The organism is Protofrankia sp. Cj3, assembly GCF_917627355.1.
GTDB lineage: Bacteria > Actinomycetota > Actinomycetes > Frankiales > Frankiaceae > Protofrankia.
Genome location: NZ_CAKJTR010000033.1, coordinates 2,562 through 16,237 on the forward strand (window position 1 = coordinate 2,562; position 13,676 = coordinate 16,237).

Sequence of the window (13,676 nt, forward strand, 5' to 3'; positions counted from 1 at the left end):
GCGTAGCCGCCGCGAGGGCGGGGGCCGAGGATGCCTTCGAGCGGCCACCCATGCCGGCGGCAAGCAGCGGGTCACGGCTGTAGGTGCGTGGCCAGGATATACACGGGACTGCCGTCCGCCTGCTCACAGAAGCCGCCGGGAGCGTATCCCGGTTCCCGGCGGATCTCCAGTCGTTTCCATCCGGATCGGATGAGCAGATTCACAAGGGGGCCGATGACGTTCGGGTATTTTCCACTCCGGCGTGCCGCGGCCGTGTTTATTTTCTCCCCGCTGAGTGGCAGCATGCAGTATCCGCCGATTTTTCCATCCTTGTCGATGGATGCTTCGAGGCGTTGCCAGCCCGACTTTTTTGACAGCTGGACAAGCGTGGCTATCACATCATTTTTGTCGTTTTCCTTCTCCAGGAAGTCAAGATATGCAACGGGTGTCGAGCCGCCATGGCCGGCTCTCCCGCACTCACGCGAGCAGTATTGATCATTTTTGTCCTGTATTAATGTGCCGCAGGACGTGCACATTTTTTCGCTCATTTTGTTTCTCCTCCGTGGCGGGTGCCTCGATTTCCGCAATTTGTTCGGTGGTGGCCGCGCGCGTTCTCAAGTCCTTTCAGTGGACTCCGATCTGACGATCTGACGATGATGACAAAGAACCAGGCGGGGAACAAGTCCTGACTTCGTGCGTACGCCAGCCTCGCCGCAAGCGAGCCACCGCCAGCTCCAGACGGATATCTCCGTTTGGAGCTACGGGAAATGCCGGCGGTATCACCATCGCCGTGAGCCCGCCGCCGTCCAGGTGGGGGTGTCCAGGTGGGGGTGCCGGGCCGAGTGGAAGCCCGTTACGGTCAGAACTGTCCCGGTGAGGCGTGCGGGGCATGCCGCTCCCCCCCCGTAGCAGCAGCGCTCCCGTCCTCACCGGGACACCACGACCCGTTATGCAGCCGCGGGAAGGGTGCCTGACCCGTGGCGGTCCTGATGACCGTGCGGGCGGCGCTGGTATTCGGGGAAGCGGCCGATGCCGCGTCATGAGGAGGCGACATGGCTCTGTCCCCGTGGGACGTACAGAACAAGGTATTCAGCCCGACCCGGTTCCGCACCGGCTACAAGGAGGACGAGGTCGACTCCTTCCTCGACGATGTCGAGGACGAACTCACGAGACTCCTGGACGAGAACACCGACTTACGCAGGCAGCTCGACGAGGCCCGCCGCGCTGGCGGCGGCAGTTCCGCCGTTCCCGCACAGCTGCTGCAGGAAAACCAGCAACTGCGCAGGCAGCTGGAGGAGGCACAGCAGCGGAGCGCTCAGGTGACTCAGGCCTCGGCAGGTGAACCTCCCGCTCCCCGGCTGGCCGCCGCCCAGCCGGCCGCCGCCCAGGCCGCGGCCCACGTCCCAGGCTCCCAGCTGGACAGCGAGATCGAGCGGCGTGTCACCCAGACCCTCATGCTGGCGCAGCGCACCGCCGACGAGCTGTCGCAGCAGGCCCGTGACGCGTGCGAGCGTGCCCGCCGGGACGCCCATGCCGACGCGGAGCGCATTGTCAATGAGGCCCGCGCGTACGTTGCCGAGCAGCTCGGAGGCCTTGCCGACGACAAGCGCCGGTTGGAAGACCAGGTTGAGCAATTGTTGGCCTTCGAACGTGACTACCGTGCCCGGCTGGGCTCCTACCTGGAGATCCAGCTGCGCGATCTGGACGGGATACCGACGCGGCCGGCTATCGACGCCATGGCGGGCACGCCGATCGACCCGGGCACCGGATCCCCACCGCCGCTTCCGCCTGGGATCAGCATCGCCGCGCAGCCGATGCCCGCCCCGGTCGCCGCGCTGACTTTCCCGTCAGCCCACCAGCCCGTCTCGTCGCTGGCCGCCGGCACGCTGTTGTCCGGAGCAGACAGCAGCTGGTTCGATACTCCCGCTCCTGTCCTGGAGCCGGCCCGTCAGGATGCCTGCGGAATGCGGGGTTTCTAGTGGTCGGCGCCGGAAGTTCATCCAGGGCCTGCCGGCGCCAGCCGGCGCCTCGCTTCGTTGTCGTCGGCCCCGGTAGAACACCGCTACCGGGGCCTCCTCCGCCTCGCGACGCATCCACCTGGCATCCGACAACCCCCGAAGGACTTCCAGCGCCGACCACTAGCCGGGCAAGGCGACCGGGGCGAACCGTGCATCCCTTCCCGCGGGTCGCTGGCCATCGGAGCTACCTGGCGACGTGTCACCGACACGCCTGAGCGTTCGTTACCGTTGCGTTGCTCCCTCGTATCGTGAAAGCCAGCCCGCATCGGGTGACCGGCCAGCGACGTGAGGAGGTCCGGGCTGCCCGGACGTACCCGCAGGCGAGTGAGGGCGACGTTGGTTGACTCCATGTGCCTGGCCGCCTGCCCGCAATCGATCAGTTTGGTCGCGTCGGTCGCGTCGGTGACGGAGCCCCCCATCACTGGCGATGACGCATCCCCGGGGGAGCCACAGCAGGGCCACCGTGTACAGGCCGACGGCCGGTGTGGTCATCGACGTGGCTGTCAGCCCACACCAGCAGACAGAACTTGCTATTAACGTCCCAACCGATTGTCCGATCGGTCAATATTATGCGATCAGTCCGACACATACGGTTGCGGGGACGTGGACCCCGTCGGTGTGGCAGGAATCAAGGAGCGCAGCGGCATGCCCAGGTGGAGGCTCCGAGCCGACGTCCGAAGCCGATGCTCGTCGGCTTGTCGGCACGCCGGTGACCACCAGTACACACCCGTATCCGTTATCAGGGTATAGAGGCGAGCGGAACATACCATGATAGCGAGACGAAGTAGACACGAAGCGGAGTATCGGTGACTGATTCGACCATCATCTATACACACACTGACGAGGCCCCGGCCCTGGCGACGTACTCGTTCCTGCCTGTGGTCCAGGCATACGCCCAGGTGGCCGGTGTCAGAGTCGAAAGCCGCGATATCTCCCTGGCAGGGCGGATCATCGCCAGCTTCCCCGAGTATCTCACGGAGGCCCAGCGTGTCGACGACGCGCTCGCCGAGCTCAGCGGGCTGGCCAAGACGCCTGAGGCGAACATCATCAAGTTGCCGAACATCTCGGCTTCGATGCCGCAGCTGAAGGCGGCGGTCGCTGAGCTGCGGCGGCAGGGCTACGCGCTGCCGGACTACCCGGATGACCCGAAGACCGACGAGGAGCGGGAGATCCGCGTCCGTTACGACAAGGTCAAGGGCAGCGCCGTCAACCCGGCGCTACGCGAGGGCAACTCCGACCGCCGTGCTCCCGCGTCGGTGAAAAGCTACGCTAGGACCCACCCGCACCGGATGGGCGCGTGGCGCTCCGATTCGAAGACGAACGTTGCCACCATGGGCGCTGACGACTTCCGTGCTACGGAGAAGTCCACAGTCATCACCGAAGCCGGCTCGCTGCGCATCGAGCTGGTGGGTGAGGACGGCGCTGTCATCGTCCTGCGTGAGTCCATACCGGTGCTGGCGGGCGAGGTCGTGGACGCCTCCGTCATGCGCGTGGCCGCGCTGCGTGAGTTCCTGGTGGCGCAGATCGCCCGTGCCAAGGCCGAGGGCGTGTTGTTCTCCGTACACCTGAAGGCCACGATGATGAAGGTTTCCGACCCGATCATTTTCGGCCACGTGGTGCGGGCCTTTTTCCCGCGGACCTTCGCCGCCCACGGTGAGACGCTTGCCGCGGCAGGGCTGACTCCGAACGACGGGCTCGGTGGCATCCTCAAGGGCCTGGAACCCCTGCCCGAAGGCGAAGGAATCAAGGCTTCCTTCGCCGCCGAGCTGGCCGACGGCCCCGCTCTGGCGATGGTCGACTCCGACCGCGGCATCACCAACCTGCATGTGCCCAGCGATGTCATCGTGGACGCCTCCATGCCGGCTATGATCCGTACCTCCGGTCACATGTGGGGTCCAGACGGCCAGGAGGCGGACACCCTCGCGGTTCTTCCCGACAGCAGCTATGCCGGCATCTACCAGGTTGTCATCGATGACTGCCGGGCGAACGGCGCCTTCGACCCCGCGACGATGGGCTCGGTGTCCAACGTCGGCCTGATGGCACAGCAGGCCGAGGAGTACGGCAGCCACGACAAGACCTTCGAGATTCCCACCGCGGGCACGGTACGGGCCGTCAACGCGGCCGGCACCGTGCTCTTGGAGCAGGTGGTTGGCGCTGGCGACATCGTCCGTCTGTGCCAGACCAAGGACGCGCCGATCAGGGACTGGGTGAAGCTCGCCGTCACCCGTGCCCGCGCCACCGGCGACCCGGCGGTGTTCTGGCTCGATGAGAACCGTGCGCATGACGCGAAACTGATCGAGAAAGTCAGGGCCTACCTGCCTGAGCACGATACCCGGGGACTTCAGATTGAGATCATGGCGCCGACGGGCGCGATCGCGTTCTCCCTGGAGCGGATCCGTCGAGGCGAGAACACGATTTCGGTCACCGGCAACGTGCTGCGTGACTACCTGACCGACCTGTTCCCGATCCTGGAGCTTGGCACGAGCGCCAAGATGCTCTCGGTCGTCCCGCTCATGAACGGCGGCGGCCTGTTCGAGACGGGCGCCGGCGGCTCCGCGCCCAAGCATGTCCAGCAGCTGCTCAAGGAGAACTACCTGCGCTGGGACAGCCTGGGCGAGTTCCTCGCGCTGGCGGTCAGCTTCGAGCACCTCGCGCAGACGACGGGCAACGCACGCGCTCAGGTGCTCGCCGACACCCTCGACCGCGCGACCGCCACCTTCCTCAACGAGGACAAGTCGCCCAGCCGCCGCCTGGGCGGCATCGACAACCGCGGCAGCCACTTCTACCTGGCGCTTTACTGGGCGCAGGAGCTGGCCGCACAGACCGATGACGCCCGTCTCGCGGAGGCGTTCGCCGGCCTGGCCAAGACGCTCACCGCGCAGGAGCGGACCATCGTCGACGAGCTGCTCGCGGTTCAGGGCTCGCCGGCCGACATCGGGGGTTACTACCAGCCCGTCGCTACCATGGCCGCGGCCGTCATGCGTCCGTCGAAGAGCTTCAACGAGGCCATCGCGGCCCTCGGCTGAGCAGCTCGCGGTAGTGCCGAAGGATGTGAGTTCGATGTTGTTCCCTGGTGACCCAGGAACATGGGATTCACATCCTTGGCTGGCGAGCTGGCGAGCCGGTTGTTCCCCGCTGGGGCGGCGGAGAGGCCGTGTGCCACCGCTCTCGTGACCATGCGCGGTATCAGGCTGTCCAGGGTCTGACGGCGCGGTGCAGGCAGGGCGCTTCGTGCCTGACCGGGAAACCTGTGTGCCTCTCGTCTCGAACGTGCTCCCAGCGCGCTCGGCACTACAGGGCATCTCCGACGGGAAAAATGCCGACCGTAACCCGATCCCGCTATAGCGGTGATGCGCGCGGTCTGAGAGCATCCGTTCTTGTGCGCATATCAGGGTTCCGTCGCCCTTCCGTAACCATGCGTGGGTATGCCGTCGCGTTGATGTTGATGTTGGCCGCATGCTCCAGCGGGGGAAGTGAACCAGCCGCGCGGGCTTCGGCCAACGCTGGATCCGGTGCCGGATCAACGGCCGCGTCCCGATACGGCACGCCGCTGAAGGGGATCTGCCCGGACACCGTGGTTTTCCAGGAGCCGTGGTGGCCGGGTGCGGACTACGGGTTCGCCTACCAGCTCCTCGGGCCGAACCCGGTGATCGACAGGAACAAGAACCGGATCACCGGCCCGCTCGGCGCTACCGGCGTCACGTTCGAGATCCGGGCTGGTGGCCCGGCGGTCGGCTTCCAGCCGACGTCCTCCCTGCTCGCTCAGGACGACAGCATCCTGGTCGGCGACGTCGGCACGGACGAGGCGATCCAGAACTCGGGAAAGGCGCCGACAGTGGCGGTCTTCTCGATCTATGAGAAGAACCCGCAGGTTCTTCTGTGGGGGAATCCGGACTGGAACTTCGCCAGCGTCGCCGATATCCACCGGGCGGGGGTGACGGTGCTGGCCAGCGCGAGCGGGACTGTTTACCCGGATGTTTTCATCCGGGAGGGGCTACTGAACAGGTCGCAGGTCGACACCTCCTACCAAGGCACCCCTGACCGGTTTGTCGCCACCGACGGCAAGATTGCGCAGCAGGGGTTCGTGACCTACGAGCCATACCAGCTTGAACACGATGTCAAGGCGTGGGACAAGCCAGTGAGATACCTGCTCCTCCATGACGAGTACCCGGTGTACCGGGCCCAGCTCTCCGTCCGGCCGGACAAGCTGGCGGCCAACCGTGCCTGCCTGGCCAAACTCGTGCCGTTGTTCCAACGGGCACAACGTGACTATATTGCCGACCCTGGTCCGACCAACCAGCTCCTGCTCACGGTCGTCGGTTCGCTGGACACCAGCGGCTTCACTCTTTCGCCCGGTCTGCTCGCGGATGCCGACACGAAGCTGAAAGAACTCGGGCTGGTCGCCAACGGGACTGACGGGGTGCTGGGCAGCTTTGACACCGCCCGTGTCCAGCGGCTCATCGACCGGCTGGCGCCGGTCTTCGAGGCCAGGGGCACCAAGCCCAAACCGGGGCTGAGACCGGCGGATCTGGTGACCAATGACTTCCTGGACAGGTCGATCTCCCTGAAGTAGCGAGCTCTGGAGCCTGCGGCCGCCATGCGCCGCAGCGACATTCGAAGCTCACGGCCACCCCGCGCGACGCCACCGACCGTCCCGGAGATGGAGTCACTTTCATGAGCGACTACCCGCCCCCCACTTTTGACATCACCAAGCCGCACTCGGCCCGGGTCTGGAACTACTGGTTGGGCGGTAAGGACTATTTCGAAGTTGACCGTGAGTACGGGGACCGGTACTTCGAGATGTATCCGGAGATTGTCGAGATCGCCCGCGTGGGCCGGGCCTTCCTCCGCCGTGCCGTCACCCACCTGGCCGGTGAGGCAGGCATTCGCCAGTTCCTCGACATCGGTACAGGCCTGCCCACCATGGAGAACACCCACGAGATCGCCCAGCGGATCGCCCCGGACGCGCGTGTCGTCTATGTCGACAACGACCCGCTCGTGCTGCTCCACGCTCGTGCTCTGCTGGTCGGTACCAGCGAGGGCGCCACCGCTTACATCGACGCCGACGTCCATGATCCTGAGAAGATCCTCGCCGGTGCCGCCGAAATCCTGGATTTCACCCGGCCGGTGGGGCTCATGCTGATAGGAATCATGGGGAATGTCGCGGACGTCGACGAGGCGTACGCGATTGTGCGACGGCTTCTCGACGAGGTGCCATCGGGCAGCTACCTGACTCTGGGGGATGGCGTGGTCCTTGACGAGGCCGTCCGGGCCCTCAGCGAAGGCCCCGATGGGCACGGGTACTACAACCGCAGCGTTGAAGAGATCGTCCGGTTCTTCGACGGACTCGAACTGCTCGAGCCCGGTGTGGTCTCGACCTCTCTTTGGCGGCCCGCTCCGGGAAGCGCTCCCGCTGCACTGGATGCGTTCTGCGGTGTCGCGCGTAAGCTCTGAGTACCGTTGGGGATCAATATCATGCTCAGGTACTGAGCACACACGGGGAGCACAGTGACGGGGCATCCGGACCGGGGGTCGGCCGTGGGCCGGATGCTGCTCGGCATTCAGCTGCGCCGTCTTCGGGAGGCCCGAGGCATCAGCCGCAAGGCCGCCGGGTACGAGATCCGCAGCTCCGAATCGAAGATCAGCAGGTTGGAGCTGGGGCGGGTTGGCTTCAAGGAGCGTGATGTAGCCGACCTGCTCACCCTCTACGGCGTCACCGCTGAGGCGGATCGGGCACCGCTGCTTGAGCTGTCCCGGCAGTCCACCCAGCCGGGCTGGTGGAACGCCTCCGCCGATGTCCTGCCGAACTGGTTCGAGCTTTACCTGGGTCTGGAGACCGCCGCGACATTGATCCGGACCTATGAGGTCCAGTTCATCCCAGGCCTGCTCCAGACCGAGGACTACGCCCGTACCGTCATTACCCAAAGCGATGGTCCGGGCGCTGTTTCGGTCAAGGACGTCGAACGCCGGGTCGACATGCGGATGAGCCGGCAGAGGATACTGGACCGCCCGGATCCGCCCCGGCTGTGGGCCGTGCTGGACGAGGCGGCTCTGCGGCGCCCGATCGGCCAGCCCGCGGTGATGCGCGCCCAGCTGGAACGGCTGATCGCGGTTTCCAAGCGGCCGAACATCATCGTCCAGGTGATGCCCTTTGCCTTCGGCGGCCATGTCGCGGAAGGTGGCGCCTTCAGCATTTTGCGTTTCGCCGAACCGGATCTGTCCGATGTGGTCTATTCCGAGTATCTTACGAATGCGCTCTACCTGGACAAGCCATCGGACGTGTACCGCTATTCGGAGGCCATGAACCGGCTCGGCATCGACAGTACAGCGCCCGACCAGGCCGCCGATTTTCTGGCCAGGGTCATCGCCGAGATGTGAGGACGGGGGGCCGGCTTCTCCGACGGCATTGTCTCCCGGCGGGCGATATTACCTCACCGGCGTTGCCCCGACTCGTACCAGGGCCCGACGACCAGGTGAGCCGCCAGGCCGAACAAGCAGAAAACAACGAAACCAAAAAGGGCGGAAACGATGATCGCGGCAAACAGTGGCCCGGACTCCAGGCTCCGCGTGTAGCCGTCGATGAGCCGGCCGATCCCTGGTTCCCCCTGGCGGAAGAAGAAGTCGCCCACGATCGCGCCGATCACCGACAGGCCCGCGGAGATACGTAGCCCGGTGAAGACGGCGGGAAGAGCGCCGGGAAACTCCAGCCAGATAAGCCGCCGCCACCGGCTGGCTTGCCGCAACGTGAACAGGTCGTGCTGGCCGGTATCCGCCGAACGGAGGCCGAACAGCGTGTTCGTAATGATTGGGAAAAGCGCGATCAGGACACACACAATGGTCCTGGGCCAGAAGCCGTACCCGAACCAGAAGCCGATCAGCGGAACAACCGCCAGGATCGGAATGGTCTGCAGCAGCACCGCCCAGGGATAGAACGAACGCTCGACCCAACGTGCCTGGTTCATCAGGACCGCGAAGGTCATCCCCAGCGCTGACGCGATCACGAGGCCGACGACGGCGACCTTCGCGGTTGCCTCCAGCGCGGAAAGAATCTCGTGGAACGTGGCCCAGTCGAGAAATCCGTCCAGCACCACCTGATGTGGCGGTGGTAGCAGGAAACGTCGGCGCGGGGCGAAGAGGGCATAACTCACCAGGTACCAGGCCCCGACCACCACACACAGGACGGCGAACGGCGGCAGTGCCGTCCGCGCCGCGCCGGCCAGGCGGGAGAACACCCGCGGCAGCGGCCGGGCCACCGGCAGGGGGGCGTTGTCGGCGGTCACGCGAACGACTCCCGCAGAGCCTTGGAAACGGCCTGCGCGGTCCGGGTGAACTCCGTGTCGAACCGCAGCCCGCTCTGCCTCGGGTAGTCGAAGGGCACCTCGATCTGGGCCAGCACGCGGCCTGGCCGAGCGGAGAGAACGACCACTCTCGTGGCGAGCAGGACCGCCTCCGCCGCCGAATGCGTGACGAACAGGCCGGCGAAACGTTCCCGTGTGTACAGCCGCAGTAACTCGTCCCCGAGACGTTCCCGAGTGATCTCGTCGAGCGCGCCGAACGGTTCGTCGAACAGGAACAACGACGGACGCATGGTGAGCGCGCGGGCGAGCGAGACCCGCATGCGCATCCCACCGGACAATGCCTTCGGGCGGTGCCGCTCGAAGCCCGCCAGCCCGGTCAGCGCGATGGCGTCGGCAACCAGGCGCCGACGTTCCTCCTTCGCCACGCCGTCGAGTTCGGCGAGGAGGCCGATGTTCGCCTCGACTGTCCGCCATGGCAGCAGGGTGGGGTCCTGGAAGACGTAGCCGGGGACGGCCGAGCCGACCGCCACCGATCCGGACGACGCTTCCGTGAGGCCCGACGCGATGCGCAGCAGCGTGGACTTGCCCGAGCCCGAGGGTCCGACCACCGCCACGATCTCGGTATCACGTACCGTAAAAGACACCTCCCGCAACGCCCGGGTACCGTCCGGGAATGTCTTCCCCACCCCCCGGAACGACAACGCGGTACCCGCCGGGACTGGCCCCGGCGACGACGCCTGCCTTTTTGTCTGTTTCATCCTGATCTCCGGCCCAGTGGCGCGCACATGCGGAGGATCCGCCTTTGTTCGCCACGTCAGGTCCCTTGGCTGAAAATTGGAAAATGATTAATCGTACCGGTTTGATCGCACCGTGGCCGCGTCCGCCGTACTCCTGGTAGGCATATCCACCGGAACGGTGACGGCGTGGTCGGGTGGCCGTGGGAAAGCGGCTGCCATGGCGCAGGTGCCCGCCGCTGGCCGTGCCGGCCCTCACAGGCCGCGGGCGACGACGTCGAGGACGGCGCCCAAGGCGCGTTCGCGCTCGGCATCGGGGAGGTCACGCAGCGGCCCGTCGTTGAGCAGTGTCGACAAACCGTGTACGGCTGACCAGGCGGCGTACTCGGCCCCGGGGCGGCGTTCGGGTGGGATCGCGCCGGTCTCAACCAGCTCGTCGAGCCGGCTACCGAGCAGCTCATACGGGCCGAGCCCGCTGGCGCCTGTTCCCTCGCCCGCCGCGAAGGCGCGCGTGGTACGAGGCACGGCGAACGCCGTCTGGAACCAGCCGGGTTCGGTGGTGGCGAACTCCACGTAGGCCCGCCCGAGCGCGTCGAGCCGGGCCCAGGCGGTCACCATCGGGTCGGTGTCGCTGGGCAGCGCGTCGATCCGTTGCTCCATGAGCAGCGCCAGCTGGCTCATGCAGCGTTCGCAGACGGCGCGCAGCAGCTCGTCCCGGTCGGCGAAGTGCCGGTACGCCGCGTTGTGCGAGACGCCGGCGGCGCGGGTTGCCGCCCGTAGCACCACGGCTTCGGGGCCATCGGCTCGGGCCAGTGCGACACCGGCGTTGACGAGCGCCTCCCGCAACTGGCCGTGGTGATAGGGGCGTGGGGGGATGGCAGTCAACATGTTGACAGTGTCCACTTTGGGTGGCATGCTCGTCAATGTTGCCGCTGTCAACTTTAGGAGATGTGCTCTCGATGGCTTCCCCGCGCTCCCGCCGTCGGCTCGCGCTTCTCGCGACCGTCTGCCTCGCCGTGTTCGCGATCAACCTCGACACCACGATCGTCAACGTCGCCCTGCCCGAGCTGGCCCGTCAGCTCGGCGCGACCACCCGCGATCTGCAGTGGATCGTCGACGGGTACAACCTGGCCTTTGCCGCGCTCGTGCTCACCGCCGGGTCGATCGGCGACCGCTTCGGCCGTCGCCCGGTGCTGATCGGCGGGCTCGCCGGCTTCGCCGTCGCGAGCGCGGTCGGGGCGGTGTGTACCGGGGCCGGTGCGCTGGTCGCGGTGCGTTTCGTCATGGGCGCGTTCGCCGCGCTCATCTACCCGACGACACTGTCGGTCATCACGAACGCCTACCCGGACCGCGCCGAGCGCGCCAAGGCAATCGGCGTGTGGGGTGCGGTCACCGGCCTCGGGGTCGCCGTCGGTCCCGTCACGGGTGGGCTGCTGCTCGCTCACTTCTGGTGGGGCGGAGTCTTCCTCGCCCTCGTCCCGGTCGCGCTGGCCGCGGCGGCCCTCGCCGTCGTGCTCGTGCCCGAGTCCAGCGACCCCGGCGCGGCCCGGCTGGACCTGCCCGGTCTGGTCACCTCGTCGGCCGGCATCGGGCTCCTCGTCTACACGATCATCGAGGCGCCGCACCGCGGCTGGACGTCGTTCTGGACGATCGCCGGTTTCACCGCAACGGCGATCATCGTCGCCCTGTTCATCACTGTTGAACGGCGCCGGGCGAACCCGATGCTTGATGTGAGCCTGTTCCGTACGCCGGCCTTCTCGGCCGCGAGCGGCGCGGTGACCGTCGCGTTCTTCGCGCTTTTCGGGTTCATCTTCCTGATCACACAGTACTTCCAGTTCATCCGCGGCTACGGCACCGTCTCGACCGGTGTGCGGATCCTGCCGGTGGCCCTGACCATTGCGGCCGGATCGGTGCTCGGCGCGTGGCTGGCCGGCCGCCTCGGCACCCGCGTCATTGTCGTCACCGGGCTGACGCTGTTCGGCACGGCGTTCGCCTGGATCGCGGTGTCCGCGACCTACGAGTCCTACCTGCGGATCGCCGCACAGATGCTGATCATGGGTGCTGGTCTCGGCCTGACCACCGCACCGGCCACCGAGTCGATCCTGTCCGTGCTGCCGGCGGCGAAGGCCGGTATCGGGTCCGCTGTCAACGACGCCACCCGGGAGGCCGGCGGCACGCTCGGTGTCGCCGTCATCGGCAGCGTCTTCACCTCGATCTACGTCCACCAGCTCGCCGGTACGAGCGTCGCCGCGTTGCCGGCGCAGGTCGCCGGCGCCGCCCGCGACTCCGTCGGCGCGGCGATCGCGACAGCCACCCACGCCGCGCCGGCGGTCAGCCAACAACTTGTCGCCGATGTCAACGCGTCATTCATGAGCGGCCTGCACATCGCCTGCCTGGTCGCCGCTGGCGTGTGCTGGCTCGGCGCGCTCGGCGGCCTGGCGTTGCCCGGCCGTCGCGACATGGGTGTACCGCGGCCCGGTCGAACCGTCTCGTCCGACGCTGAGCCGGCGCTGGCCGGTTGAGACAGCCGTCCCGTCGTGACCGTGCGGCCGGTGGGCTCCGGCGGCGCGGCGTCGCGCCGCTCGATGGCGCGTAAGAGCGCCCGGCAAGCGGGACGTAGATCGAAAAGCGGGGCTGCGGCAGGCGCATCGCGCGGCCATGGACAGGGATCGATGACGTGCCTACCCCAGCCCCGCCTCCCCGGTCCCCGGTCCGCGGTCGCCAGATCGCTCTGGTGTCGGTGTTTCTCGCGGCGGGTTTTCAGCGGTGTACGGGTAGCCCGGCGGCGGCCCATGCGTGGAACCCGCCGATGATGTCGGTGGAGCGCCGCAGGCCGAGATCGTGCAGGGAGGCCGCGGCCAGGCTGGATGTGTAACCCTGCGAACAGACTATGATGATCTGCTGGTCGTAGCCGGTGGCCGCGGGAAGCTTCGCGTCGCTGGCGGGGTCGAAGCGCCACTCCAGGACGTTTCGCTCGACAAGCAGCGCGCCTGGAATCTCGCCCTCACGCGCGCGCTGCGCGGCCGGGCGGATGTCAACGATGATCGCGCCCTGCCGCCGGGCTTCGGCTGCCTGCGCGGCGGTGAGCCGGGTCAGCCTGGCGCGGGCGTCGGTGAGAACCTGTTCGATCGTCCGCGCTCCCGCCGGGGGTGATGGGACGGAAGTCACCAGTCCACTCCTGCCTGCTCACGACCTACCTCGACCAGCCCCGCCCGCTGATCCACGACGTAGCGTCGCATGAACTCCAGGGCCGGTGTGTAGACGTGGATGCTGACCGCCGGGATGGTGCCGGTATTGCCGATGCGGTGGACGTGAGCTGGACCGAAGGAGCGGACCCGGCCCCTGGCATGTGTGTCCGGGCGGGACGGTTCGTACCGGCCGGAACCAGCCGCCCACTCGGTCAGGACGCCGGCCACGACCGCGAACGCACCCGTGCTGCCGCCATGGTCGTGCAGGTCGGTGGACTGGCCGGGGAGCCAGGTCAACAGCCATGCCTGATGGTCGGTGGTTGTCTCCAGCAGCGTGTACCACCGCCGGTCCGGGTCGAAGCGGACCAGCGGAACCCATCCGTCCCGGTGCGTCGTGAGCCGTCGGACGATCAGGGCGGCGGCTGTCGGGCTGTGCCTCCTGCCCGTGCGGGCACGCGA

12 protein-coding genes are annotated in these 13,676 nt (G+C 67.1%); 6 read left to right on the forward strand and 6 right to left on the reverse strand.

Annotated features, from left to right (window positions below; genetic code table 11):
• Positions 1 to 71: 71 nt before the first annotated feature.
• Positions 72 to 527, reverse strand: coding sequence for a hypothetical protein (locus MJ783_RS06770; RefSeq protein WP_239309290.1), 456 nt, complete (start codon positions 525 to 527; stop codon positions 72 to 74).
• Between the two features lie 504 nt (positions 528 to 1,031).
• Between MJ783_RS06770 and MJ783_RS06775 the strand changes: the two genes are divergently transcribed.
• The 5 genes from MJ783_RS06775 (at position 1,032) to MJ783_RS06795 (ending at position 8,375) form a co-directional block, all read left to right on the forward strand.
• Positions 1,032 to 1,958, forward strand: coding sequence for a DivIVA domain-containing protein (locus MJ783_RS06775; RefSeq protein ID WP_239309292.1), 927 nt, complete (start codon positions 1,032 to 1,034; stop codon positions 1,956 to 1,958).
• Between the two features lie 845 nt (positions 1,959 to 2,803).
• Positions 2,804 to 5,023, forward strand: a complete 2,220-nt coding sequence (locus MJ783_RS06780) for an NADP-dependent isocitrate dehydrogenase (protein ID WP_239309294.1) — start codon at positions 2,804 to 2,806, stop codon at positions 5,021 to 5,023.
• A 413-nt stretch (positions 5,024 to 5,436) separates the two neighbouring features.
• Positions 5,437 to 6,570, forward strand: a complete 1,134-nt coding sequence (locus MJ783_RS06785; RefSeq protein WP_239309326.1) for a hypothetical protein — start codon at positions 5,437 to 5,439, stop codon at positions 6,568 to 6,570.
• Positions 6,571 to 6,671: 101 nt separating this feature from the next.
• A complete protein-coding gene (locus tag MJ783_RS06790) occupies positions 6,672 to 7,451 on the forward strand; it encodes an SAM-dependent methyltransferase (RefSeq protein WP_239309296.1) in 780 nt (259 codons plus the stop codon).
• Between the two features lie 93 nt (positions 7,452 to 7,544).
• Complete coding sequence (locus MJ783_RS06795; RefSeq protein WP_239309327.1) at positions 7,545 to 8,375, forward strand: helix-turn-helix transcriptional regulator; 831 nt, start codon at positions 7,545 to 7,547, stop codon at positions 8,373 to 8,375.
• A gap of 53 nt (positions 8,376 to 8,428) precedes the next feature.
• Here MJ783_RS06795 and MJ783_RS06800 read toward each other — a convergent pair whose 3' ends face one another.
• The 3 genes from MJ783_RS06800 to MJ783_RS06810 all read right to left on the reverse strand — a co-directional run bounded on the left by MJ783_RS06800 (position 8,429) and on the right by MJ783_RS06810 (position 10,932).
• The gene (locus MJ783_RS06800; protein WP_370651466.1) at positions 8,429 to 9,277 is read right to left on the reverse strand and encodes an ABC transporter permease; all 849 of its coding nucleotides are present in this window, start codon (positions 9,275 to 9,277) and stop codon (positions 8,429 to 8,431) included.
• Positions 9,274 to 10,053, reverse strand: a complete 780-nt coding sequence (locus MJ783_RS06805) for an ABC transporter ATP-binding protein (RefSeq protein WP_239309298.1) — start codon at positions 10,051 to 10,053, stop codon at positions 9,274 to 9,276. The genes MJ783_RS06800 and MJ783_RS06805 overlap by 4 nt, the downstream gene beginning before the upstream one ends.
• Before the next feature lie 231 nt (positions 10,054 to 10,284).
• Positions 10,285 to 10,932: a TetR/AcrR family transcriptional regulator gene (locus MJ783_RS06810; RefSeq protein ID WP_239309300.1), complete on the reverse strand. Its 648-nt coding sequence runs from the start codon at positions 10,930 to 10,932 to the stop codon at positions 10,285 to 10,287.
• Positions 10,933 to 10,988: 56 nt separating this feature from the next.
• Between MJ783_RS06810 and MJ783_RS06815 the strand changes: the two genes are divergently transcribed.
• Positions 10,989 to 12,551, forward strand: coding sequence for an MFS transporter (locus MJ783_RS06815; RefSeq protein WP_239309302.1), 1,563 nt, complete (start codon positions 10,989 to 10,991; stop codon positions 12,549 to 12,551).
• 238 nt (positions 12,552 to 12,789) lie between these two features.
• Here MJ783_RS06815 and MJ783_RS06820 read toward each other — a convergent pair whose 3' ends face one another.
• Both MJ783_RS06820 and MJ783_RS06825 read right to left on the reverse strand, forming a co-directional pair.
• The gene (locus MJ783_RS06820; RefSeq protein ID WP_370651470.1) at positions 12,790 to 13,200 is read right to left on the reverse strand and encodes a rhodanese-like domain-containing protein; all 411 of its coding nucleotides are present in this window, start codon (positions 13,198 to 13,200) and stop codon (positions 12,790 to 12,792) included.
• Positions 13,194 to 13,676: cysteine dioxygenase family protein (locus MJ783_RS06825; protein WP_305039481.1), on the reverse strand; the 483-nt coding region annotated here is incomplete at its 5' end. The genes MJ783_RS06820 and MJ783_RS06825, both read right to left, overlap by 7 nt.